Origin of the sequence: Devosia sp. (assembly GCF_036406155.1) — a bacterium.
In the GTDB taxonomy this organism is placed as follows: Bacteria; Pseudomonadota; Alphaproteobacteria; order Rhizobiales; family Devosiaceae; genus Devosia_A.
The window spans coordinates 1-22,543 of sequence record NZ_DASWVV010000235.1; the positions used below are offsets into that span (position 1 = coordinate 1).

At 70.5% G+C, this 22,543-nt stretch carries 21 protein-coding genes; 9 read left to right on the top strand and 12 right to left on the bottom strand.

Annotated features, from left to right (window positions below; genetic code table 11):
- From VGD93_RS16205 to VGD93_RS16215, 3 genes are all read left to right on the top strand, one after another.
- Positions 1–975, top strand: a 975-nt coding sequence (locus VGD93_RS16205) for a peptidoglycan-binding protein (RefSeq protein WP_395013202.1), incomplete at its 5' end; no start/stop codon positions are given.
- Positions 976–1,123: 148 nt separating this feature from the next.
- On the top strand, positions 1,124–2,056 hold the full coding sequence (locus tag VGD93_RS16210) for a sulfite exporter TauE/SafE family protein (RefSeq protein WP_395013203.1): 933 nt from the start codon (positions 1,124–1,126) through the stop codon (positions 2,054–2,056).
- Positions 2,053–2,814, top strand: coding sequence for a TIGR02186 family protein (locus VGD93_RS16215; RefSeq protein ID WP_395013204.1), 762 nt, complete (start codon positions 2,053–2,055; stop codon positions 2,812–2,814). Before VGD93_RS16210 ends, VGD93_RS16215 begins: the two co-directional genes overlap by 4 nt.
- A gap of 107 nt (positions 2,815–2,921) precedes the next feature.
- On the opposite strand, the gene cydB is transcribed toward VGD93_RS16215, so the two are convergent.
- The 4 genes from cydB to VGD93_RS16235 all read right to left on the bottom strand — a co-directional run bounded on the left by cydB (position 2,922) and on the right by VGD93_RS16235 (position 8,623).
- Positions 2,922–3,926 carry a cytochrome d ubiquinol oxidase subunit II gene (gene cydB, locus VGD93_RS16220; protein ID WP_395013205.1) on the bottom strand — a complete coding sequence of 335 codons (1,005 nt, stop codon included), beginning with the start codon at positions 3,924–3,926 and terminating at the stop codon, positions 2,922–2,924.
- A complete protein-coding gene (locus tag VGD93_RS16225) occupies positions 3,916–5,325 on the bottom strand; it encodes a cytochrome ubiquinol oxidase subunit I (protein WP_395013206.1) in 1,410 nt (469 codons plus the stop codon). The genes cydB and VGD93_RS16225 overlap by 11 nt, the downstream gene beginning before the upstream one ends.
- 77 nt (positions 5,326–5,402) lie before the next feature.
- The gene (pdeM, locus tag VGD93_RS16230; protein ID WP_395013207.1) at positions 5,403–6,086 is read right to left on the bottom strand and encodes a ligase-associated DNA damage response endonuclease PdeM; all 684 of its coding nucleotides are present in this window, start codon (positions 6,084–6,086) and stop codon (positions 5,403–5,405) included.
- Between the two features lie 50 nt (positions 6,087–6,136).
- Positions 6,137–8,623, bottom strand: a complete 2,487-nt coding sequence (locus tag VGD93_RS16235; protein WP_395013208.1) for a ligase-associated DNA damage response DEXH box helicase — start codon at positions 8,621–8,623, stop codon at positions 6,137–6,139.
- Between the two features lie 324 nt (positions 8,624–8,947).
- On the opposite strand from VGD93_RS16235, the gene VGD93_RS16240 reads away from it, so the two are divergent.
- From VGD93_RS16240 to VGD93_RS16250, 3 genes are read left to right on the top strand one after another with little or no spacing between them, the layout of a single operon-like run.
- Complete coding sequence (locus tag VGD93_RS16240) at positions 8,948–9,625, top strand: nucleoside/nucleotide kinase family protein (RefSeq protein ID WP_395013209.1); 678 nt, start codon at positions 8,948–8,950, stop codon at positions 9,623–9,625.
- Between the two features lie 8 nt (positions 9,626–9,633).
- Entirely contained in the window at positions 9,634–10,389 is a 756-nt protein-coding gene (locus VGD93_RS16245; protein ID WP_395013210.1) for an SDR family NAD(P)-dependent oxidoreductase, read from the top strand.
- Positions 10,386–11,726, top strand: a complete 1,341-nt coding sequence (locus tag VGD93_RS16250) for an MATE family efflux transporter (RefSeq protein ID WP_395013211.1) — start codon at positions 10,386–10,388, stop codon at positions 11,724–11,726. Before VGD93_RS16245 ends, VGD93_RS16250 begins: the two co-directional genes overlap by 4 nt.
- On the opposite strand, the gene VGD93_RS16255 is transcribed toward VGD93_RS16250, so the two are convergent.
- Both VGD93_RS16255 and VGD93_RS16260 read right to left on the bottom strand, forming a co-directional pair.
- Positions 11,723–12,799, bottom strand: coding sequence for a quinone-dependent dihydroorotate dehydrogenase (locus tag VGD93_RS16255; RefSeq protein ID WP_395013235.1), 1,077 nt, complete (start codon positions 12,797–12,799; stop codon positions 11,723–11,725). The two genes, VGD93_RS16250 and VGD93_RS16255, sit on opposite strands and share 4 nt — an antisense overlap.
- Positions 12,800–12,828: 29 nt before the next feature.
- Positions 12,829–13,182 carry a DUF952 domain-containing protein gene (locus VGD93_RS16260; RefSeq protein WP_395013212.1) on the bottom strand — a complete coding sequence of 118 codons (354 nt, stop codon included), beginning with the start codon at positions 13,180–13,182 and terminating at the stop codon, positions 12,829–12,831.
- Positions 13,183–13,336: 154 nt separating this feature from the next.
- Here VGD93_RS16260 and VGD93_RS16265 point away from each other — a divergent pair, with 154 nt between their 5' ends.
- Positions 13,337–13,981 (top strand): S24 family peptidase, encoded by a 645-nt coding sequence (locus VGD93_RS16265; protein WP_395013213.1) that lies wholly within the window; start codon positions 13,337–13,339, stop codon positions 13,979–13,981.
- Between the two features lie 24 nt (positions 13,982–14,005).
- On the opposite strand, the gene VGD93_RS16270 is transcribed toward VGD93_RS16265, so the two are convergent.
- Positions 14,006–15,622 carry a lysine--tRNA ligase gene (locus VGD93_RS16270; RefSeq protein WP_395013214.1) on the bottom strand — a complete coding sequence of 539 codons (1,617 nt, stop codon included), beginning with the start codon at positions 15,620–15,622 and terminating at the stop codon, positions 14,006–14,008.
- Between the two features lie 150 nt (positions 15,623–15,772).
- Between VGD93_RS16270 and VGD93_RS16275 the strand changes: the two genes are divergently transcribed.
- Positions 15,773–16,183 (top strand): tellurite resistance TerB family protein, encoded by a 411-nt coding sequence (locus VGD93_RS16275; protein WP_395013215.1) that lies wholly within the window; start codon positions 15,773–15,775, stop codon positions 16,181–16,183.
- Here VGD93_RS16275 and VGD93_RS16280 read toward each other — a convergent pair.
- Positions 16,177–16,992 (bottom strand): transporter substrate-binding domain-containing protein, encoded by an 816-nt coding sequence (locus tag VGD93_RS16280; RefSeq protein WP_395013216.1) that lies wholly within the window; start codon positions 16,990–16,992, stop codon positions 16,177–16,179. The two genes, VGD93_RS16275 and VGD93_RS16280, sit on opposite strands and share 7 nt — an antisense overlap.
- 217 nt (positions 16,993–17,209) lie before the next feature.
- On the opposite strand from VGD93_RS16280, the gene VGD93_RS16285 reads away from it, so the two are divergent.
- Positions 17,210–19,078 carry a glycosyltransferase family 2 protein gene (locus VGD93_RS16285; RefSeq protein ID WP_395013217.1) on the top strand — a complete coding sequence of 623 codons (1,869 nt, stop codon included), beginning with the start codon at positions 17,210–17,212 and terminating at the stop codon, positions 19,076–19,078.
- Here the strand turns inward: VGD93_RS16285 and VGD93_RS16290 are convergent.
- The 4 genes from VGD93_RS16290 to VGD93_RS16305 all read right to left on the bottom strand — a co-directional run bounded on the left by VGD93_RS16290 (position 19,049) and on the right by VGD93_RS16305 (position 22,543).
- Entirely contained in the window at positions 19,049–20,305 is a 1,257-nt protein-coding gene (locus tag VGD93_RS16290) for a D-amino acid dehydrogenase (protein ID WP_395013218.1), read from the bottom strand. The genes VGD93_RS16285 and VGD93_RS16290 overlap by 30 nt on opposite strands.
- Before the next feature lie 67 nt (positions 20,306–20,372).
- A complete protein-coding gene (locus tag VGD93_RS16295) occupies positions 20,373–20,738 on the bottom strand; it encodes a VanZ family protein (protein WP_395013219.1) in 366 nt (121 codons plus the stop codon).
- An 86-nt stretch (positions 20,739–20,824) separates the two neighbouring features.
- Positions 20,825–21,592, bottom strand: a complete 768-nt coding sequence (locus tag VGD93_RS16300) for an IclR family transcriptional regulator (RefSeq protein WP_395013220.1) — start codon at positions 21,590–21,592, stop codon at positions 20,825–20,827.
- 12 nt (positions 21,593–21,604) lie between these two features.
- Positions 21,605–22,543, bottom strand: coding sequence for a 3-keto-5-aminohexanoate cleavage protein (locus VGD93_RS16305; RefSeq protein WP_395013221.1), 939 nt, complete (start codon positions 22,541–22,543; stop codon positions 21,605–21,607).

The window sequence follows — 22,543 nt, forward strand, 5'->3', positions numbered from 1 at the left end:
GCCGCGGCAAGAGGGTTCATGCCCTCGGGGGCGATGCCGCAATTGCCCAGACGCTTCACCGCGGTCTCCAGCACGGCGCCGAGCACCCCCGCCAACCAGCCCGCCGCCGGCGCGGCCGAGATCGAGTTGCCGCCGGCGGCCGTCGGGCCCGAGGCGCTGCGCCGGGCCGCGGCCGATGGCGACGCGCGGGCCCAGTTCGAGGTTGCAGCCGTCTATACCGAGGGTCGGGCCGTGCCCGAGGACCTCGCCACCGCGGCAACCTGGTACGAGCGCGCCGCCGCGCAGGGCTTCGCCCCGGCGCAGTACCGCCTGGGCAATCTCTACGAGCACGGCCAGGGCGTCCCCCGCGACCTCGAGCAGGCGCGGCTGTGGTACCAGCGTGCCGCCGAGGCGGGCAACCGCATGTCCATGCACAACCTCGCCGCGCTGCACGCCGGGGGCGCCCTCGGCGAGCAGCAATTCGATACCGCCGCCCAGTGGTTCGGGCAGGCGGCCGAGCGCGGGCTCAAGGACAGCCAGTTCAATCTGGGCATGCTGTACGCGCGCGGCCTCGGCGTGCCGCAGGACCTCGAGCAGTCCTACAAATGGTTCGCCATCGCGGCCATGCACGGCGACGCCGACGCTGAGAAGGCCCGCGACGACGTCGCCGGCTCGCTCGCTGCGGACGTGGTCGGCCGCCTCAATGCCGAGGTCGCGGCGTGGACGCCGGCGCCCATCGACCTGGCCGCCAATTTCGCCCCGATCGGGACGTGGAGCGACAGCTTCGACCCGGGCGAGCCCATCGCCAGCCAGCAGGTCGTCGCCAGCGTGCAATTGGCGCTGCGCCGGCTCGGCTACGACGTCGGCACGCCCGACGGCGTCGCCGGCCGCAAGACGGCGGAGGCGATCCGCTCCTTCGAGCGGGCGACCGGCATGAGCGAGAGCGGCGCGATCAACCCGCGGCTGCTTGCGGTCCTCGGCAGCCAGCCGAGCTAGCAGCGCGTCCGCCCGCGGGGCGCATTCGTCAACTTACCCTTTGCACTTTGCTGGTATGAGCGGTGAAGTCGGGTTTGTCTGCCTGTCGCAATTTCGCGACGACAGACATTTATGAACCTGGTTTCCTGGTCAATACGGACGCCTGCTGGTGCAGATCTACTTGCCCATCGCCGAACTCTCGATGAACATCTTCTTTCTGATGGGCATCGGCGGCGCCGTGGGGTTCCTGTCGGGACTGTTCGGGGTGGGCGGGGGATTTCTGCTGACGCCGCTGCTGATCTTCTCGGGCGTACCGGCGCCCGTCGCCGTCGCCTCAGTGACCGGCCAGGTGGTGGCCGCCTCGACCTCGGGGGCGCTGAGCTACTACCGGCGTGGCGGCATCGACATGCACCTGGCGATGTATCTGGTGCTGGCCAGCACCCTGGGCGCCTTCATCGGCGTCGCCACCTTCTCGGCGCTGCAGGCCGCCGGCCAGATCGACTTCGTCATTTCGGTGAGCTTCCTGCTGCTGCTCGGCTTCGTCGGCACGCTGATGCTCGTCGAGTCGGTGCGGGCCCTGCTCAAGCGCCGGGCCGGCATCGTCGTGCGCGAAAAGCTGCCCAACCAGCACAACTGGATGCACGGGCTGCCGATGCGCATCCGCTTCAAGAAGTCCAAGCTCTATATCAGCGTCCTGCCGGTGCTGCTGATCGGGCTGTTCATCGGCTTCGTCGGCGCCCTGCTCGGCATCGGCGGCGGCTTCATCCTCGTGCCGGCGCTGGTCTACCTGCTGCGCGTGCCCGGCAACGTCGTCATCGGCACCTCGCTGCTGCAGGTGGTGGTCATGATGGCGGTGACCACGATCCTGTATGCCGTGCAGAGCCAGAGCGTCGACATCATGCTCGCCTTCAACCTCATGGTCGGCGGCGTGGTCGGGGCCCAGTTCGGCGCCTCGGCCGGCCGCTACCTGCGCGGCGAACAGCTCAGGGCCATGCTGGCGGTGCTCATCCTCGCCGTTGCCATCCGCTTCGGCTACACGCTGGTCGCCACCCCCGCCGATCCCTTCAGCATGGCCGTGCTCGGCGCCGGGGGCGTGCCATGAGAGCGCTGGTGCTCCTGCTCGTCCTCGCGTTGCTGGTGCCGGGGCCGGCGCAGGCCGAAAAGCTGGTGGCGACGCTGTCCAACAACGAGGTCGCCATCACGTCCAGCTTCGTCGGCGAGAAGCTGACGCTGTTCGGCAATATCGAGCCCGAGGCGGGGGCGACGCAGCGCTACGTCGAGGGGCCGTTCCACATCGTCATCGTCATCACCGGGCCGCTGCAGACCCGGGTGGCGCGGCTCAAGCGGCGGCAGCTGGGCATCTGGATGAACAGCGAGCAGATGGTGTTCAAGGAGTTCCCCTCCTTCTACCAAGTGCTCGCCAGCGGCCAGCTCACCGACATCACCGACGAGGCGACGCTCGCACGCATGAAGCTGCTGCCGGAGGCGCAGACCGGTGCCGCGGCGGCGCCCGGCACCGCCGCGGCCGCCCGGTTCGGCGGCGAGCTGGTGCGGCTGATGACCAAGGAGGGCTATTTCGGCCTCAACGAGCAGGGCGTCGTGTTCCGCTCCAACACCCTCTATCTGGCGCAGGTGAGCCTGCCCAGCGACGCCACTCCCGGGCCCTATCTCGCCCGCACCTACCTGTTCAAGAACGGCGCGGTCATCGCCGAGCACGCCGAGGGCTTCTCCGTGCGCAAGATCGGCTTCGAGCGCTTCGTCGGCCTCGCCGCCCAGCAGCAGCCGCTGCTCTACGGGCTCGTCGCCGTCGCCCTTGCCCTGTTCACCGGCTGGCTCGGCGGCGTCGTCTTCCGCCGCTAGCTACAGGCCGAGCGCCAGGCGGATGACGACGGCGACGGCGAGCACCGTCGCCACGCCGGCCAGCCACAGGCCCGCGAACCACACCAGCCGGCGAGCCAGCCCCGGCCTCAGTGGTAGCCCTCCCCCGCATGGACCTTGCCGCGAAAGACCCAGTAGGCATAGGCCGTGTAGGCGAGGATGATCGGGATCAGCACCACCGCGCCCACGAGCAGGAAGCCGAGCGAGGCGTCGGGCCCGGCCGCCTCGTGGAAGGTCAGCGCCCCCGGCACGATGAAGGGGTAGAAGCTGATGCCGATGCCGGCGTAGCTGAGCACGAACAGGCCCAGCGCCGACAGGAAGGGCAGCAGGTCCCGCCCCGTGCGCAGGCCGTGCCACAGTCCCCAGGCGCACACCAGGAGCAACGCCGGCACGAAGGCGGAGAAGACGATCGTCGGCCAGCCGAACCAGCGCTCGAAATAGAGCGGCTCGAGGAACGGCGTCCACAGGCTCACCACGCCGATCAGCGCGACGGTGCCGATGCCCGCCGGCAGCGCCAGGCGGCGCGCCCGCGCCTGCACGTCGCCCGTCGTCTTGTAGATCAGCCAGCAGGCGCCGAGCAGGACGTAGCCGATGACGAGGGCGACCCCGGTCAGCAGGCTGAACGGGGTCAGCCAGTCCCACCATCCGCCCGCATATTGCCGGTCGACCACCGGTATGCCCTGCACCAGGGCGCCGAGCGCGATGCCCTGCATCAGCCCGGCCGTGGTCGAGCCGATGGCGAAGCCCCAGTCCCACAGCGGCCGCCAGCGCTCGGTGCGGAAGCGGAACTCGAAGGCGACGCCGCGGAAGATGAGGCCGAGCAGCATCAGGATCAGCGGCATGTAGAGGGCGGGAAAGATGGTCGCATAGGCCAGGGGAAACACCGCCAGCAGGCCGCCGCCGCCCATGACCAGCCAGGTCTCGTTGCCGTCCCACACCGGCGCGATGGTGTTGGTCATCAGGTCGCGGTCGCGCTTTTCGGGGAACAGCGGAAACAGGATGCCGATGCCGAGGTCGAAGCCGTCGAGCAGGACATAGGCGAGCACCGAGACGGCGATCAGCGCCGCCCAGATGGTGGGCAGGTCAAGCGCCATGGTCTCCTCCCGTCGCTTCGATCTGCTGCGCCGGAGTGATGCCGGCGGTGCGGATCGGCGCCTCCTCGAGGCCCTCCTCGCCCGTCTGCGGCCCGCGATGCATGAGGCGCAGCAGGTAGAAGATGCCGGCGCCGAAGACGATGAAATAGACGGCGATGAACAGCACCAGCGTCGTGCCCACGGCCGGCGCCGCGACGCCGGAGACGCTCTCGGAGGTGCGCAGCAACCCGTACACCGTGTAGGGCTGGCGGCCGACCTCGGTCACGAACCAGCCGGCGAGGACGGCGACGAAGCCGGACGGGCCCATGACCAGCGCCGCCCAATGCAGCGCGGCGTCGGTGTAGAGCCGGCCGCGCCAGCGCGACCACAGCGACCACAGCCCGACCGCCAGCATGAGCAGGCCCAGCCCGACCATCAGGCGGAAGCCGTAGAACGGGATCAGCGAGGGCGGGCGCTCCTCGCGCGGCCACGCCTTGAGGCCGCGGATCTCGGCATCGAAGCTGTGGCCCAGGATCAGCGAGCCCAGTTTCGGGATCTCGAGCGCGTAATGCGTCGCCTCGGCGGCGTCGTCGGGAATGCCGAACAGGATGAGCGGCGCCCCGCGATAGGTCTCGAAGTGCCCCTCCATGGCGGCGACCTTGGCCGGCTGGTGGGCAAGGGTGTTGAGGCCGTGCAGATCGCCCGCGACGATCTGGAGGGGGGTGACGATGGCGGCCATCCACATGGCCATGGAGAACATGATCCGCGCCAGCCGGTCGTCGCGGTTGCGCAGCAGGTGCAGGGCGCCCACGGCGCCGACGGCGAAGGCGGTGGTCAGGTAGGCGGCAATCACGGTGTGCACCAGCCGGTAGGGGAAGCTGGGATTGAAGATCACGGCCCACCAGTCGGCCGGCACGTACTGGCCGGCGGCGTTGACGGCATAGCCCGACGGCGTCTGCATCCAGGAATTGGCCGCGAGAATCCAGGTCGCCGAGAGCAGCGTGCCCAGGGCCACGAGGAGGGTGGAGAGGAAATGCAGCCGGGGCCCGACCCGGTTGCGGCCGAACAGCATGATGCCGAGGAAACCCGCTTCGAGGAAGAAGGCCGTCAGCACTTCGTAGCCCATCAACGGGCCGATGACCGGGCCGGCAACGTCCGAGAACTTCGCCCAGTTGGTGCCGAACTGGTAGCTCATGACGATGCCGGAAACCACGCCCATGGCGAAGGTGACGGCAAAGATCGTCTTCCAGAAGTCGAACAGCTGCAGGTAGGCGGCATCGCCGCGCCGCAGCCACAATGCCTCGAGCACGACGAGGTAGCTCGCGAGGCCGATGGTGAAGGCCGGGAAGAGGAAGTGGAAGGACACCGTGAACGCGAACTGGATTCGCGCCAGCAGTTCGGCGCTCAGGTCAAAGGACATGGCAGCCCCCGAACTCGTTCTGCCGGCAGCTTACGCCCGGCGCGCGCCGTTGACCACCCGTCGCCGCCCCAAGGCGCTCAGTTGCCCCCGGCGGGGGCGGCCACCAGCCGCCTCGGGCTCACCGGATAGACGCGGCCGCGTCCCACCATGACGACGCCGAGGCGCGACCAGTCGAAGAGGCCGGCAAAGGCCGGGCCGGTGATGTCGAGCGTGCCGGTCGAGGCGCCATAGGCCGGCAGGATCAGCAGTTGCCCGTCATGGACGAAGCACGGCCGGCGCACCGAGCGGCCGTTGATGTGGAGCCGCGCCGCCGGATGCAGGTGCCCGGCGACGAGCCCGGCGCTGCCCGCCCGCGGCTCGTGCGCGAGCGTCAGGCCGTTGATTTGCAGCGCCGGCAGGCACACCCCGCCGAGCGCGTGCGGAGCCGGATCGTGGTTGCCGGCGAGCCAGGTCCAGCGCACCTGCCGCAGCAGCGCCAGCAATTGCGCGCGGTCGGCCTCGATGAGCGTCGCCACCCCCTCGTCGCGGTGGAAGCTGTCGCCCAGCGCCACCACCTCGGCGGCCCCGGTCAGGGCGATGTCGGCGGCGAGCCGCCTGAGCGTCAGCGCCGTGTCGTAGGGCGGCAGCATCCGGCCACGGCGGGCGAACGAGGAAAACTTCTCGAAATGCAGGTCGGCGACCAGCAGCGTCCGGCGGGCGCGCCAGTACAGGGCGCCGGACGCCAGCGGCTCGAACATTTCGTTGCCGAAACGCAGGAACACGGTGTCGCTCTCCTGTGCCGCCGCGGCTGTCTCTGCCGCCCCGTTCCGGTTCAATTCGTCCCCATCGCCTCGGCCAGGAGTTCAGCGGCCGCGTCCGCCATGGCGCTCTCGCGCGCTTCCCCATGCACCGGCACCTTGCCGATGTCTACCAGCACAGGTACCGCGAGCGGCGAGATTCGGTCGAGCGGCTTGTGCACGATGTGGCGCTTGATGCGTCTGAGGCACTGGCCGAGCCGCTCGATGTCGAGCAGGCCGCGGGCCGCGTCGCGCCGCGTCGCCTGGATCAGGATGTGGTCGGGCTCGTGCTGGTAAAGCACGTCGTAGATGACGTCGGAGGAGACGGTGATCTGCCGGCCGGTCTTCTCCTTGCCCGGATGCCGGCGCTCGATCAGCCCGGAGATGATGGCGCAGTTGCGGAACGTGCGCCGCATCAGCGCCGACTCGTCGAGCCAGGCCTCGAGGTCGTCGCCCAGCATGTCCTCGTCGAACAGCGCGTCGAGCGACAGCCGCCCGCTGCGGATGAGGGCGGAGAAATCGCCGAGCGCCCAGATGGCGAGCGCATAGTCGGAGGCGACGAAGCCGAGCGGGCGGACGCGGGCGCGCTCGAGCCGGCGGGTCAAGAGCATGCCCAGCGTCTGGTGCGCCAGCCGGCCCTCGAAGGGATAGCACACCATGTAGTTGTGCGCCCCGTGCGGGAAGGTCTCGACCAGCATGCCGTCGGGGGGCGGCAGCAGCGAGATGTCGCGCTGCAGCCTGAGCCAGTCGCCGACCTGGTCGGGCAGCAGGTGCCAGTCCTCGGGCCGCGACAGCAGGCGCCGCACGCCGTCGGCGAGATAGGTCGAGAGCGGGAACTTGCCGCCCATGTAGGAGGGGATCTTGGGTTCGCTCGAGACGGTGCGCGAGACATAGGCCTCGTTCTCGAACATGCCCTCGTAGGCCACGACTTCGGCGCCGAACAGGAAGGTGTCGCCATGCGTCAGCGTGGTGAAGAAATACTCCTCCATCTCGCCCAGCACCCGCCCGTGCCGGCCGATCGGCCCGGTGGTGGCGCCGCGCCGGTAGCCGCCGCCGCGCACCAGCCGCACCTTGACCATCGGCTCCTCGACGATCGTGCCGACATTGAGCCGGTATTGCTGCGCCACCTGCGCATTGGCGACGCGCCACCTCCCCTCCGGCGTCTTCCTCAGCTTGGCGTAGCGCTCGTAGGCCCTGAGCGCGTAGCCGCCGGTGGCGACGAAATCGAGCACGCGCTCGAACTGCTCCCATTCGAGGTCGCGATAGGGCCAGGCGCGGCGGATTTCGTCGAACAGCGCCAGCGGCTCGATGGGGGCGGCGCAGGCCGAGCCGAGGACGTGCTGGGCGAGCACGTCGAGCCCGCCGGCGACCGGGTCCTCGCTGTCCTGGGCGCCGCGCTCGACCGCCTCCAGCGCCGCCTCGCATTCGAGCACCTCGAAGCGGTTGGACGGCACGAACAGCGCCTTGGATGGCTCGTCGAGCCGGTGGTTGGCGCGGCCGATGCGCTGCAGCATGCGGCTCGCGCCCTTGGGCGCGCCGACCTGCACGACGAGGTCGACGTCGCCCCAGTCGACGCCGAGGTCCAGTGTCGAGGTGCACACCACGGCGCGCAGCGTCCCGGCCACCATGGCGCTCTCCACCTTGCGGCGCTGCTCGACCGAGAGCGAGCCGTGGTGCAGCGCGATGGCGAGGCCGTCCTCATTGCCCGCCCATAGATGCTGGAACAGCAGTTCGGCCTGCGAGCGGGTGTTGACGAAGAGCAGCGTGGTGTGGTGCCGCCGGATGGCGTCGTAGAGTTCGGGGACGGCGTACAGCGTCGAATGGCCGGCCCAGGGCACGCGGTCCTCGCTCTCGAGGATGGCGATGTCGGGCCTGGCCCCGCCTTCGGCGACGAGCAGCCGCGCCTCGATCCCCGGCAGCGGCGCCGCGATCCAGTCGCGCAGCAGGTCGGGGCGCCTGACCGTGGCGCTGAGCGCGGTGATGCGGACCTGCGGCGCCAGCGTCGCCAGCCGCGCCAGGCCGAGCGCCAGCAGTTCGCCGCGCTTGTTGGTGGCGAGCGCATGCAGTTCGTCGAGGACGATGCGCCGGAGCGTACCGAACATCGCCGCGGCGTCGGCGTGGCTGAGCAGCAGCGCCAGCTGTTCGGGCGTGGTCAGCAGGATGTTCGGCGGCGCCCGGCGCTGGCGCTGGCGCCGCGCCGCCGGCGTGTCGCCGGTGCGGGTCTCGACGGTGATGGGCAGGCCGATCTCGGCGATCGGGGTCAGCAGGTTGCGGGCGACGTCGACCGCCAGCGCCTTGAGCGGGGAGAGGTAGAGCGTATGCAGGCCCTGCCCCGGCTCGATCGCCAGCGCGTTGAGCGTGGGCAGGAACCCGGCCAGCGTCTTGCCCGCCCCGGTGGGCGCGATCAGCATGGCCGAGGCGTCCGCTTCGGCCGCGGCCAGCACCTCGAGCTGATGCCGGCGCGGCGCCCAGCCCTTGGCAGCGAACCAGCTCTCTATCCTGGCATCGAGGGGCAAGCGCATGTTCCCGTTTTGTGCGCAGTATGGGGCGGCCGGATCGATGCGGGCAATAGGGGCGGGATGACTTTTTCGGGCGTGATACGTGGGACAAGGTGGCGAAGCCGGCGCTGGCGCCTGCCGCGCCACCCCCTCCCCGACCCTCCCCGCGCTGACGCGGGGGAGGGTGGGCGCCGACAGCGCGCGTAGGTGCTCGCGACAAGCGGGAGGATGAAGTTCGGCGGGTGGACCAGCACCCCGGTCCGTGCGAAGCGCCCCCCACTGCGGCCGCGCGAGCGGGATGCCGGCATGCCCCTTGCCGCCGCCGGGCCGGCGCGCTTAGCTCCGGGCATGACCGATGCCCCGCAGACGCTCAGCCTCACCCCCGCGCAGGCGCTGGATTTCCTCGCCGAACTGGCGCGCGACCTGCTGGCGCGCCGGCCCGGCCGGGTGGCGCTGGGGCTCGCCGGCGGGCCGGCGGTAGGCAAGTCGACGCTGGCGACGCAACTGGTCGAGCGGCTGAACGCGGGCCGGCCGGGCCTCGCCGCCTACGTGCCGATGGACGGCTTCCACATGCGCCACGCCAGGCTCGAGGCGCTCGGCACGGTGGCCGACAAGGGGGCGCCGCATACCTTCGAGGGTGCCGCCTTCGCCCAGTTCCTCGAGCGGCTCAAGGGTGCAACGGGGCCGATGCACGGGCCCGGCTATTCGCGCCAGATCGAGGACGTGGTCGAGGACGCCTTCACCGTCGCCGCCGGCGTGCGGCTGCTGGTGGTCGAGGGCAACTATCTGCTGCTCGCGGAGCCACCCTGGGGGCGGGTGCGGCCGCTGCTCGACAGCGCCGTGTTCATCGCCGTGCCGCGCGAAGCGGTGCGGGCGCGGTTGCTGCGCCGCCACGCGGCGGCGGGCCTGTTCACCGAGGCGCGCAACCGCGCGCATGTTGAAAGGGTCGACCTTCCCAACTATGACCTCGTCGCCCGCTCGCGTCCGCGCGCCGACATCGCCATCGACCTCGTCACCGACAGTTAGGACCCGCCATGCCCGTCATCTTCATCACCGGTGCCACCTCCGGCTTCGGCGCCGCCACGGCGCGGCTGTTCGCGCGGAACGGCTGGAAGGTCGTCGCCACCGGCCGCCGGGAGGAACGGCTCGCGGCGCTGCGGGCCGAGTTCGCCGAGGGGGTCGTCCACACGGCGCAGGTCGACCTGATGGATCGCCAGAGCATCGTCGCCGCCGTCGCCGGCCTGCCGGCCGACTTCCGGCCGATCCACTGCCTGTTCAACAATGGCGGGCTGGCGCTCGGCACCAGGCCGATCCCCGATGTCGACCTCGACGACTGGAACACCATGATCGACACCAACATCAAGGGGCTGATCCACACCACGATGGAAGTGCTGCCGCTGCTCAGGGCGGCGGGGCGCGGCGCCTCGATCGTCAACATGGGCTCGGTGGCGCAGCGCTGGGCCTATCCGGGCGGCAACGTCTATGGCGGCACCAAGGCCTTCGTGCACCAGTTCTCGCACAATCTGCGCACCGATCTCGCCGGCGCCGACATCCGCGTCACCACGCTCGAGCCGGGCCTCGCCAAGTCGGAATTCACGCTGGTGCGCACGCATGGCGACGAGGCGGCCAACGAGGCGCTGTACGAGGGCGTCGAGCCGCTCCTGCCCGAGGACATCGCCGACATCGTGTGGTTCCTCGCTACCCGGCCGGCGCACGTCAACATCGCCAGCCTCGAGGTGACGCCGGTCATGCAGGTCGCCGGCGCCTCGCGCGTCGTGCGCAAGAATTGAGCCGGCCGGTCTACCCCTTCGACGTCCGCTCGCAGGACATCTGGCGCATCGCGCTGCCGGCCTCGCTGGCGTTCATCACCGAGCCGCTGGCCGGCCTCGTCGACATCACCGTCATCGGCCGGCTGGGCGAGGCGGCGCTGCTCGGCGGGCTGGTGATCGGGGCGCTGGTGTTCGATTTCATCTTCTCGCTCGCCTTCTTCCTGCGCACCGGCACGGCCGGGCTGACGGCGCAGGCGATCGGGGCGCGCGACTCGCGCGACGGGCTGCTGCACGTGGGCCGGGCGATCGCGCTCGGCGCCGGCATCGGCGTCGTCATGATCGCGCTCACCGCGCCGCTGCTGTGGCTCGCCACCCTCGCCATGGCGCCGGCACCGGGGGTGGCCGCGGCGCTCGAGGACTATTTCGCGGTGCGCATCTGGTCGGCGCCGTTCTCGCTGGTCAACTACGCCCTGCTCGGCTGGTTCTACGGCCGCGCCGCGGCGGGCACCGGCATGGTGCTGCAGCTCATCATCCACGGCGTCAACATTGCGCTGTCCATCGGCTTCGTCTACGGCCTCGGCTGGGGCATCCCCGGGGTGGCGCTCGGCACCGTGCTCGGCCAGGCGGCGGCCTGCCTTGCCGGCCTCGCGCTGCTGGTGCGCCATTTCGGCGGCGCGCGCCGGATGGCGGCGCTGCTGGTGCCGCGCGACCTGCTCGATGCCAGCGCGCTCAGGCGCATGTTCGGGTTGAGCCGCGACCTGATGATCCGCTCCATGGCGCTAATGGGCGCCTATGGCTGGTTCGCCGCACAGGGCTCGCGCATGGGCGAGGTGCCGCTCGCCGCCAACGCCATCCTGCTCAATTTCCTGATGATCTCGGGCTTCTTCCTCGACGGGCTGGCGCAGGCCAGCGAGCAGCTGTGCGGCAAGGCGGTGGGCGCCAACTGGCGACCGGCGTTCGAGCGCGCCTACGCGCTGTCGTTCCGGTGGGGCGCGCTGCTCGCGGCCGCGCTGGGGCTCGCCTGGTTCGCCAGCGGCTGGATGCTGATCGACTTCATGACCACCAGCGAGGCGGTGCGCCTCTACGCCCGCGAGTTCCTGTGGCTCGCCGCGCTCAGCGCCCTCACCGGCATGCCGGCCTTCGTCTATGACGGCATCCTCATCGGCATCACCCTCAACACAGTGATGCGGGACGGCATGCTGATAGCGCTGGGCGTGTTCCTCGCCGCCGCCGTCCTGCTGCAGCCGCCCCTGGGCAATACCGGGCTGTGGGTCGCCATCCACGTTTTCTTCCTCGCCCGCGCCGGCGTCTACTGGTGGGGCCTGGAGCGCCGCAAGGCGGCGCTGTTCGCCCCCTAGAGCGAAGCGGTGCCGGCGGCCCAGGCGGCGGTGGTGCGGCCGGTGAGGTCGGCGACGGAGGTGCCGCCGGCGGCGCGCACGCGCGCGACGAGACCGCGCTTGATGTGCTCGAGCAGGTCGAGGCCGCCGAACACCAGCGCCGAATAGAGCTGGATGGCGTCGGCCCCGGCCTCGAACTTGGCGACGGCGCTTTCGGGCGAATAGATGCCCCCGACCCCGACGATGGGCAGGGTGCCGACGCGCTGGCGCATCTGCGCGAGGCGCCGCGTCGCGAGGTTGAACAGCGGCCGGCCGGAGAGGCCACCCTCCTCCTCGGCGCCCGGCAGGCCGGCGACGGCGTCGCGGCTCACCGTGGTATTGGAGACGATGAGGCCGTCGAGGTCGGTGCGCGCGATGGCCGCGGCGATACCGTCCATCTGTGCCTCGTTGAGGTCGGGGGCGAGCTTGAGCAGGACGGGGACGCGCACGCTGGCACGGGCGCGGGCGGCGAGCACCTCGCCGAGCAGGCGTTTGAGCGCTTCCTCGGACTGCAGGTTCCGCAGCCCCGGCGTGTTGGGCGAGGAGATGTTGACGGCGAGGTAGTCGGCGACCGCGGCGAAGCGGGCGACGCCCTTGACGTAGTCGGCGACGAAATCCTCGCTGTCCCTGTTGGCCCCGATATTGACGCCGAGAATGGCGCCGACACGGGCGTCCCTGAGCCGGGCGAACACGGCGTCGTGGCCGTCATTGTTGAAGCCCAGGCGGTTGATGACGCCCTCGGCCGCGGGCAGCCGGAACAGGCGCGGGCGGGCATTGCCCGGCTGCGGACGCGGGGTGACGGTGCCGATCTCGACCATGCCGAAGCCCATGCGCGCCAGCGCCGCCGGCACCTCGGCGTTCTTGTCGAAGCCGGCGGCCATGCCGACGGGATTGCGCAGCTCCAGCCCGCACAGCGTCGTCCTCAGTTCGGGCGGGTCGGGATGCTCCGCCTCGGGGGCGAGGCCGAGCCGCAACGCGTTGATGGTGGCGGCGTGCGCCGTTTCGGGGTCCATGCGCAGCAGCGCCTCGCGGGTGAGGCCGGAGAGCAGCGGCAGCCGCAGCAGCGGCGACAGGCGGGAGAAAATCACCGCACCCACTCCGGCAGCACGCAGGAGCCGTCGGCGGCCACCGCAATGCCGGCCCTACACACGACGGCGGCCATGGCGAGCGGCGCGTAGAGATGCGGGAACAGTTCCCCCCGGCGCGACGGCTCGAAGCGCAGCGCCTCCCCCAGCGCCGCGGTGCCCACGGCGAGCAGGACGAGGCCGTCCCGGCCGCGGAAGTGCAGCGCCAACGTCTCGGGCAGTTGCGCGGCGGTCGACAGGTGCACATAGCCGTCGCTGCGGTCCACCGGCATGGGAGCGAGCACGCCGCTGCGCTCGGCGGCGTCGGCCAGTTCGGCGGTGACGATCTTGTAGACGAGTTCGGGGACTGGCATCGGCGGCATCGGCTCGCGGGGAAAAGCGGCCGGACCCTACTGAGTCGGCCGGCCGGCGACAAGCGGCGGCGCTTTACAAGCCTCGCCGCAATGGATAGTGTCTAGGACTTGTTTCCTCAAGGAGACATCTTTCCTTTCATTCAGGCCCGCAAGCATGCCGCTTTCGCACAGCGCAATCTGGGACGCCATCGATGCCCTCGCCGCGCGGCACGGCTTCACCGCCTCGGGGCTGGCCCGCATTGCCGGGCTCGATGCCACCGCCTTCAACCGCTCCAAGCGGGTGAGCAAGGACGGGCGCGCGCGCTGGCCCTCGACCGAAAGCATTGCCAAGATCCTCGAAGCCACGGGCGAGAGCATCGACCAGTTCCTCGCGGGCGCCGGCGCCTTCGTGCAGGCGGCGACGCCCATGCTGCGCCCGTCGGTGCCGCTGCTGGGGCTGGCCCAGGCCGGCTCGGGGGGCTTCTTCGACAGCGCCGGGTACCCTGCCGGGCAGGGCTGGGACGAAGTCGCCCTGCCCGCGGCCGGCCAGGACGGCAGCTACGCGCTCGAGGTGACGGGCGACTCGATGCTGCCGCTCTACCGCGATGGCGACATCATCGTGGTCTCGCCCACGGCCCAGCCCAGGCGCGGCGACCGCGTGGTGGTGCGCACCAGGGACGGCGAGGTCCTGGTCAAGATCCTCTACCGGCAGACGGCGCGGACGCTGGAACTGCACTCGCTCAACCCCGCGCACCCGCCACGCCTCGTCGACGTCAAGGACGTCGAGGGCATGGGCCGCATCATCTGGGCCAGCCAGTAGCGCGTTTCCGGCTCGGGGGCAGCCTCAGGCCGCCTGCCCGAGCAGCTTGCCCGCCAGCGCATCGACGATCAGCCGGCGCGTCTCGGCGACGCCGTAGAGCGCCACGAACGAGCCGAAGCGCGGGCCCTGGTCGGCGCCCAGCAGCACCTCGTAGATGGCGGCGAACCACGCCCGCAGCGGCTCGAAATGGTGGGCCTTGCCGACCTCGTAGATGAGGTTCTGCAGGTCCTCGGCGCTCCAGTCGTCCTTGCCGACCAAATCGTCGTGCAGTTGCTGCAGCGCCGCGCGTTCCTTGTCGGTGGGCGCACGGAAGCGCTTGGTCGGCTTCACCCGGTCGTTGAAATAGCGCACCGCGTAGCCCGCGAGCTTGTCGAGTTCGGGGTGGCTCTGCGCCGTCACGCCCGGGTAATGGCGGGTGATGAAGCCCCACAGCACGTCGGTATCGTGGGCGTTGGAAGCCGAGACGATGTTGAGCAGGAGCGCGAAGGAGACCGGTGTCGTCGCCGCCGGCGGGTGGCCGGCATGGATGTGGAAGGCCGGGTTCTCGACGCGCGCCGCGGCGTCCTGCTCCTGGTAGGCCGCCACGTGCTGGTAGTATTCGTCGACGGCGCGCGGGATGACGTCGAAATAGAGGCGCTTGGCGACGCGCGGCTTCTGGAACATGTACAGCGCCAGGCTCTCGGGAGACGCGTAGGCCAGCCACTCGTCGATGGTGATGCCGTTGCCCTTGGACTTGGAGATCTTCTGACCGACCTCGTCGAGGAAGAGCTCGTAGACATAGTGCTCGGGTGCACGGCCGCCGAGGATCTCGCAGATGCGGTCGTAGATCGGGGCGTTGGTCTGGTGGTCCTTGCCGAACATCTCGAAATCGACGCCCAGCGCCGACCAGCGCATGCCGAAATCGGGCTTCCACTGCAGCTTCACGTGCCCGCCGGTGACCGGCAGGGTGACGTCGGTGCCGTCCTCGTCCGCAAAGGTGATGGTGCCCGCCGCCGCGTTCACGTCCTTCATCGGCACGTAGAGCACGCGCCCGCTCATGGGCGAGATCGGCAGGAACGGCGAATAGGTTGCCTGCCGCTCCGCCCCCAGCGTGGGCAGCATCACCGCCATGATCTCGTCGTACTTCTCGGCGGCGCGCAGCAGCGCCGCGTCGAACTTGCCGGACTTGTAGTACTGGGTGGCGCTGGCGAATTCGTAGTTGAAGCCGAAGGTGTCGAGGAAGCGGCGCAGCATGGCGTTGTTGTGGTCGCCGAAGCTGGGATACTCGCCGCCGAACGGATCGGGCACGCTGGTCAGCGGCTTGTGCAAATGCGGCTCGAGGAAGGCGCGGTCCGGCACGTTGTCCGGGATCTTGCGCATGCCGTCCATGTCGTCCGAAAAGCACAGCAGCCGCGTCGGCACCTGGTCGCGGGTCAGCAGCCGGAACGCCGTGCGCACCATGGTGGTGCGCGCCACCTCGCCGAAGGTGCCGATATGGGGCAGGCCGGAAGGGCCGTAGCCGGTCTCGAACAGCGCCTCCGTCTTGCCCGTGCGTTCCAGCCGCCGCACCAGTTTGCGCGCTTCCTCGAACGGCCAGGCGCGAGCAGTCTGGGCGGCGTCGTAGAACGCCGGATCGAGCGGGGGAAGCGGTGCGGGGGTCAACGCCAGGGCCTTGTTGACGGAGTTGCAGGGACGCCGGTGTGTTGCACCAGCGGCGGCGCCGCGTCAATGGCGGCGCCGGCCCGCCGCCCGCTTGCCAAGGCGCGGCGCGCCCCATAGGTATGGCCGGGTCTGCCACAGCGAGGATCGCCCATGCCGCTCTCCACCGAAGACGCGCTCGTCTACCTCATGGTCGTCACCGCCTCCTCCGACGCCGGCATCTCCGACCGTGAGCTCGGGCTGATCGGCGGCCTGGTCCGGCGCACGCCGGCGCTGCAGGGCTTCCCCCCGGAGCGGCTGGCGGACGTCGCCAATGCCTGCATCGACGCGATCAACGGCGCCGGCGGCCTCGACGGCGTCCTCGATCTCGCCGTCGCCGCCCTTCCCGTCCGGCTGCACGACACCGCCTACGCGCTGGCCGTTGAGGTCGCCGTCGTCGACCTGCAGCTGCCGCAGGAGGAACTGCGCCTGCTCGAGATGATCCGCGACCGGCTCGCCACCGACCGGCTGGTCACCGCCGCCATAGAGGCGGCGGCGCGGGCCCGCATGCGCAAGCTTCAGTAGAAGCTGACCGGGAACCAGCGCAGGTAGAGTTCGTCCAGTTTTCCGGCGCGCTGCAGGCGGGCGAGGCCGTAGTCGATGGCCTGGCGCACCGCGTCGTTGCCGGCGGGGACGGCGACGGCGAGACCCTCGCCGAACAGGTCCGGCCGGAAATAGGGCGGGCCGGCGAAATCGCAGCAGGTGACGTGTTCGTTGAGCCAGAAGGAGGCGCGCAGCCCGTCGCCGAACCAGGCATCGACGGTCCCCTGCGCCAGCGCGTCGAGGCCCTCGAACTCACCGTCGAACTCGCGCAGTACGGCACCGGCCACGTAGCGGCGGACGAACTCGGCATGGGTGGAGCCGCGCCGCACCGCCACCGTCTTGCCGGCCAGCGCCGCCGGCGCGAACCCCGGCGCCGCGGCGAGCCGGGTGACGAAGCGCCCCGGCAGGGCAAGATATAGCGAGGAAAAATCAAACAGCTCGCCGTTCTCGGGGGTGAGGGCGAGGCCGGCAATGAGGGCGTCGCCCTGGCGGTCGGCGAGCGCCCGGGCCGCCTGCTCCCATGGCCAGGCCTGGACGGTGCAGGCGACGCCGAGCTCGTCGCACAGGGCCCGCGCCAGGTCGATGTTGAAGCCGATCAGCTCGCCCGTCTCCTCGTCGCGATAGTTGAACGGCGGGAAATCGGCGGTGGTCAGGAAACGGATGGCGGGGACCAGCGCCAGGTTGGGCACGATCTCGCGGGCGCTCGGATCGGCGTGATAGGGCAGCGCCTGGGCGTGCGCCGCGCCCGGCCAGCAGAACGTGAGAAAGGTCAGCAGGGCGAGCAGGCGCATGGTTTTCGCGTCGAGGCGGGAACAGGACCCTTCGGCTTATCGCCCAATTTCCAGGCAAAGGCGAGGGCCCGGCGCACCCCGCCCCGATGAGGGCAAGTACGAATAGGCAGGCGGGCGCGGTCCCGCTATGAATCGCGGTGCCGGCGCCGGCCCGATTACGCATCCGCCGCCGGTTCTTTTTACGCTTTGTTCATCCTGATTTTTTCATGCCGCAGCATTGTCCACGCCGATCAGTCTCGTCACCGCCATCCTGGGCGAGGCCGCGCCGTCCGAGACGGAGGCCGTAACCCTGCTCGAGGCGGCGGCGCGCCAATCGGTCGACGCCATCGACCGGTGCACGCACCGCTACGGCCTCGGCCCCGCCGACGCCATGCAACGCGCCGCGGCGTGGGCCGGGCTGCGCTACGCGCCCACCGTCCCGCGGGCGGCGTCGCGGCACCCGTGGATCGGGCGCATCGATGCCCTGGCAGAAGTGCGCACCATCCGCGCCCGGCAGCGGGGCGCCGAAACCGTCTATTGCGCCCCGCGCTATGCCGAGCTCGTCGCCCTCGCCGGGCATGTCGAGGCCCACCCGGAACTGCGCGACCGCGTCTGCCTCGTGCCCATAGGCGCGCTGCGCCAGGAGATCGCCCGGGCGCACGAGGAACTGCTGATCGAGGAGGCGCGCCAGCGCCTCGCCCGCCGTTGGCCGTTCGCCAGCGCCCATCTCGACCTGCCGCTGCGGGCCCGGGCCGGGTTCGTAGCCGGCGTCATCACGCTGGCGCTGGTCGCGGCGCTGGCGCCGTTCTGGTCGCGGCCGCTCTTCGTACCCCTGGTGGGTGTCCTGCTCGTCGTGCCGGCGCTGTTCCGGCTGCTGGCCGCCTGCCGCCGGACCCCGCCGGAGGCCGGGCCGCCCCCCTTGCCCGACGACGCGGAACTACCCGTCTATTCGGTGCTGATCCCGCTGCGGGACGAGGCGCACATGGTGCCGCTGCTGGAGCGCGCCATGCGGGCGCTGGACTACCCGCCCGAAAAGCTCGACATCAAGTTCGTGGTGGAAGAGCGCAGCGAGAGCACGGTCGCGGCCGTGCGCCGCATCCTGGGCGAACCGAGCTTCGAACTGGTCGTCGTCCCCGACGCCCCGCCCCACACCAAACCCAAGGCCCTCGACTACGCCCTGCCGCTGGTGCGGGGCGAGTACGTGGTCGTCTATGATGCCGAGGACATCCCGGCGCCCGACCAGCTGCGGCATGCCGCCGGAGCTTTCGTCGCCGACCCCGGTCTCGATTGCCTGCAGGCCGAACTGACCGTCGACAACGCCGCCGAGAACTGGCTGACGGCCCTGTTCGCGGGCGAATATGCCGGCCAGTTCGGCGTCATGCTGCCTTTCCTCGCGGCCCACCGCCTGCCCATGCCGCTGGGCGGCACCAGCAATCATTTCCGCACCCGCTCGTTGCGCGAGCTGGGCGGCTGGGACGCCTTCAACGTCACCGAGGACGCCGACCTGGGCACGCGCATGGCGCGCCTGCGCTACCGCTCGGCGACGCTGGCCAGCCACACCCGCGAGGAGGCCCCGATCACCCTCGGCGCCTGGATGGCGCAGCGCACGAGATGGATGAAGGGCTGGGCCCAGACCTTCATCGTCCACAACCGCGACCCGCGCCGCTTCCTCGCCGACATCGGCTGGCGCGGCTTCCTCGCCTTCGAGATCTATATCGGCAGCATGCTGGTTTCGGCGCTGCTGCACAGCGTCGTCGTCGCCGGCCTGCTGGCGGCGCTGCTCAGCGGCCACGCCACGCTCGCGGGGATGGACGCCTGGGACGGGGTCGGCCTGCTGGTGCTGCTGGTCGGCTATGGCGGCGCCGTGGCGCTGGCCGTCGCCGGGCTGCTGCGGCTGGGGCGGCCGGAGCTGCTGGCCTACCAGGTGCTGCTGCCGGTCTACTGGGTCCTGCACACGATCGCCACCGTCCGGGCGCTGCACGAACTGCTGACGCGCCCGTATTTCTGGGCCAAGACCGGGCACGGGCGCACCCGCATGCGGCGCTCGGCCGAGCCGGCGCCGGGGCGGGCGCCGGCCTCAGCGATAGCGCGCGAGGCCGAGGTCTGAGGTGTCGATCTCGGCGCGCTTGCCGGACACGAGGTCGGCGAGCACGCGTCCCGAGCCGGTCGCCATGGTCCAGCCGAGCGTGCCGTGCCCGGTATTGAGGAACAAATTGCCCAGCCCCTCGACGCCGCCCAGCACGGGCGTGCCGTCCGGCGTCATCGGTCGCAGCCCGCACCAGAAGCTGGCCTGCCGGGCGTCGCCGGCGCGCGGGAACAGGTCGCGCAGGGAGCGCTCGAGCGGACCACGGCGGGAGGGGTGCAGGGTATTGTCGTAGCCGGCGATCTCGGCGGTGCCGCCGACGCGGATGCGCTCGCCGAGGCGGGTGGTGGCGACCTTGTAGGTCTCGTCCATCACCGTCGACACCGGCGCCACCGCGGCGTCGGTGATCGGCACCGTCAGCGAGTAGCCCTTGATGGGATAGACCGGCAGCATGATGCCGAGCTGGCGCAGCAGCAGCGGCGAGTAGCTGCCCATGGCCACCACATAGGCGTCGGCGGTCAGGGTCCCGGCGCTGGTGGCGACGCCGCCGATGCGGTCGCCGGCGCGCTCGAGCCCGGTGACGGTGGTGCCGAAGCGGAACTCGACCCCGAGGCCCTTGCAGATCTCCGCCAGCCGCTCGGTGAACATGGCGCAGTCGCCGGTCTCGTCGTTGGGCAGGCGCAGCCCGCCGACGAACTTGACCGCGGCGGTGGCCAGCCCAGGCTCGGCCGCGACGCATCCGGCCGGGTCGAGCACTTCATAGGGAACGCCGTACTGGGCGAGCACGGCGATGTCGTCCTGCGCCCCGTCGAGTTGCTTCTGGTAGCGGAACAGCTGCAGCGTACCCTGGCTGCGCCCGTCATAGGCGATGCCGGTCTCGGCCCGCAATTCGATGAGGCAGTCGCGGCTGTACTCGGCCAGCCGCACCATGCGGCCCTTGTTGACGGCATAGGCGTCGTGCGTGCAGTTGGCCAGCATCTGCGCGCCCCACACCCACATGCGCGGGTCGAGCTTGGGGCGCAGCACCAGCGGCCCATCCTGCATCAGCAGCCACTTGATGGCCTTGAGCGGCACGCCCGGCCCGGCCCACGGGGCCGAATAGCCGGGCGAGATCTCGCCGGCATTGGCGAAGCTGGTCTCGAGGCCGGGTCCGGGCTGGCGGTCAACGACCGTCACCTCGTGGCCTGCTTTGGCAAGATAATATGCTGAGGCGACGCCGATGACGCCGCTGCCGAGGATGAGGATTTTCATGCCGCCACCTTGCAAGTGCCGGGCAAAAAGGCAAGACGGGCCGTGATTTGGCCAACCGGATTGATCGCTAGCTGCTGCGATCGGTCGCAGCAGGACGGCGCCGGGCGCGCATGAGCACCCACCCCGCCAGCAGCCCGCAGCCGCCGCCGGCGAGCTTGGCGAGGACGTCGCGGAGGCCGGCGTGGCGGGTGACGACGACCAGCTGCAGGACCTCGAGCGCCAGCGCCGCGCCCACCAGCAGCAGCGCCACCAGCCACAGCCGGCGCGGATAGGCGAGGCCGAAGGCCAGACCGAGGGCGGCGAAGGCGGCGAAGCGCTCGAGCTGCACCGGCACCCCGGTCTCGGGTCGCCAGCCGATGGGCACGAGGGTGACGGCCGCGATGGCCGCAAGCAGCAGCCAGGCCGCGATCTGCCAACGATTGAGCTTAACCACCGCGCCTCCGCCGGCTCGCCGCGGGCCCGCCCGGCCCGTCCGCCTCCCTTAGAGCATTTCGCCCGCCGGGGGAATCGCCGGCGGCGTCAGGTGCCGCTGACGATCTCGAGCTTGTCGATGCGGGCGAGGGTCTTGAGCAATTCCCTGACGATCTTGGGCTCGCTGCGCGCGAAGCGCGAACTCGGGGTGGGAATCGAGATGGCGTAGAGGTTGCCCTGCAGGTCGAAGAAGGACGCGCCGATGGCCGAGATGCCGTCGGTGTGTTCGTCGCGGTCGAAGGCGACCTTGGCGGCGCGGACGGCGGCGATCTCGTCGAGGAAATGCTGCCGCCGGCCGACATCGGCGAAGCGCTCCGGCTGCTCGTGCTGCAGCAGGTCGAGCACCTGGTGGTCGGAGAGCTTGGCCAGGCACGCCTTGCCGTTGGCGGTGGTGGTGAGCGGGAAGGCCTCGCCCACCGAGGATACGGCGCGCAGGCGGTGAGCGCTGGGGATCTGGTCGACGAAGACCATGCGACGGGCGCGGAACACGGCGAGGTCGATGGTCTCGCCGGTGCGCTCGCCCAGTTCGGCCAGGTACGGATGCAGGATCTCCACCACGTCGATGCGGGCCGATTCGGCCAGTGAGCTCAGCTCCGGGCCGAGGCGGATGCCGCGGTCGGGGGTGGCGGCGATGACGAGTTGCTCGGCCTGCAGCGCGCCGACGATGCGCTGCACGGTCGAGCGCGGCAGTCCGACCTTCTCCGAAATCTGCCCGAGGCTCAGCCCCTCGCGCTGGCCCTTGAGGCTGCGCAGCACGGCGGCCGCGCGCGAGATGACCTGGATTCCCCCCCGTGTTTCGTCGCTGCCGTTCGTCATTCCTTGCTGCCTTCAGAAGCCCACCCGGTCGGCACCCTTGAGGCCCAGGATCTGCCGGGCCTCGGCGGGCGTGGCGATCTCGTGTCCCAGTTCCTCGAGGATGCGGCGCATCTTGGCCACCTGCTCGGCATTGGAGGACGCCAGCCTGCCCTTGCCGATATAGAGGGAATCCTCGAGCCCCACCCGCACCGAGCCGCCAAGCAGCGCCGCCTCGGTCGCGAACGGGATCTGGAAGCGGCCGGCGGCCAGCACGCTCCAACGGTAGTCGGCGCCGAACAGCCGGTCGGCGGTACGCTTCATGAACATGAGGTTGTCGAGATCCGGCCCGATGCCGCCCAGAATGCCGAAGATCATCTGCACGAAGAACGGCGGCTTGACCAGCCCGCGATCGACGAAATGGGCGAGATTGTACAGATGCCCGACATCGTAGCATTCATGCTCGAACCTGGTGCCGTGCTCCTCGCCGAGCAGCTTGAGGATGCGGGTGATGTCGCGGAAGGTGTTGCGGAAGATGAAGTCGTCGGTGCCGCGCAGATAGGGCTCCTCCCAGTCGAATTTCCACGCCTTGTAGCGGTCGGCCAGGGGGTAGATGGCGAAGTTCATCGAGCCCATGTTGAGCGAGCACATCTCCGGCCTGGCGACGAGCGGGGCGGCGAGACGGTCCTCCACCGTCATGTTGAGCCCGCCGCCGGTGGTGACGTTGATCACCGCGTCGGTGGCCTGCTTGATCACCGGCAGGAACTGCATGAACACCTTGGGGTCGGGCGACGGCCGGCCGGTCTCGGGGTCGCGCGCGTGCAGGTGCAGGATGGCGGCGCCCGCCTCGGCCGCGGCGATGGCCTGCGCGGCGATGTCGGCGGGCTTGTAGGGCAGCGCGTCCGACATGGTCGGGGTGTGGATGCCGCCGGTCACGGCGCAGGTGATGATCACCTTCTTGGAGAGGTCGGCCAT

What these genes read in the sequence shown, in the direction of transcription:
- VGD93_RS16215 (WP_395013204.1), top strand. Translation starts at nt 2,053, where the DNA reads ATGAGAGCGCTGGTGCTCCTGCTCGTCCTCGCGTTGCTGGTGCCGGGG.
- cydB (WP_395013205.1), bottom strand. Translation starts at nt 3,926, where the DNA reads ATGGCGCTTGACCTGCCCACCATCTGGGCGGCGCTGATCGCCGTCTCG.
- VGD93_RS16225 (WP_395013206.1), bottom strand. Translation starts at nt 5,325, where the DNA reads ATGTCCTTTGACCTGAGCGCCGAACTGCTGGCGCGAATCCAGTTCGCG.
- VGD93_RS16235 (WP_395013208.1), bottom strand. Translation starts at nt 8,623, where the DNA reads ATGCGCTTGCCCCTCGATGCCAGGATAGAGAGCTGGTTCGCTGCCAAG.
- VGD93_RS16240 (WP_395013209.1), top strand. Translation starts at nt 8,948, where the DNA reads ATGACCGATGCCCCGCAGACGCTCAGCCTCACCCCCGCGCAGGCGCTG.
- VGD93_RS16245 (WP_395013210.1), top strand. Translation starts at nt 9,634, where the DNA reads ATGCCCGTCATCTTCATCACCGGTGCCACCTCCGGCTTCGGCGCCGCC.
- VGD93_RS16260 (WP_395013212.1), bottom strand. Translation starts at nt 13,182, where the DNA reads ATGCCAGTCCCCGAACTCGTCTACAAGATCGTCACCGCCGAACTGGCC.
- VGD93_RS16265 (WP_395013213.1), top strand. Translation starts at nt 13,337, where the DNA reads ATGCCGCTTTCGCACAGCGCAATCTGGGACGCCATCGATGCCCTCGCC.
- VGD93_RS16275 (WP_395013215.1), top strand. Translation starts at nt 15,773, where the DNA reads ATGCCGCTCTCCACCGAAGACGCGCTCGTCTACCTCATGGTCGTCACC.
- VGD93_RS16280 (WP_395013216.1), bottom strand. Translation starts at nt 16,992, where the DNA reads ATGCGCCTGCTCGCCCTGCTGACCTTTCTCACGTTCTGCTGGCCGGGC.
- VGD93_RS16290 (WP_395013218.1), bottom strand. Translation starts at nt 20,305, where the DNA reads ATGAAAATCCTCATCCTCGGCAGCGGCGTCATCGGCGTCGCCTCAGCA.
- VGD93_RS16300 (WP_395013220.1), bottom strand. Translation starts at nt 21,592, where the DNA reads ATGACGAACGGCAGCGACGAAACACGGGGGGGAATCCAGGTCATCTCG.
- VGD93_RS16305 (WP_395013221.1), bottom strand. Translation starts at nt 22,543, where the DNA reads ATGGCCGACCTCTCCAAGAAGGTGATCATCACCTGCGCCGTGACCGGC.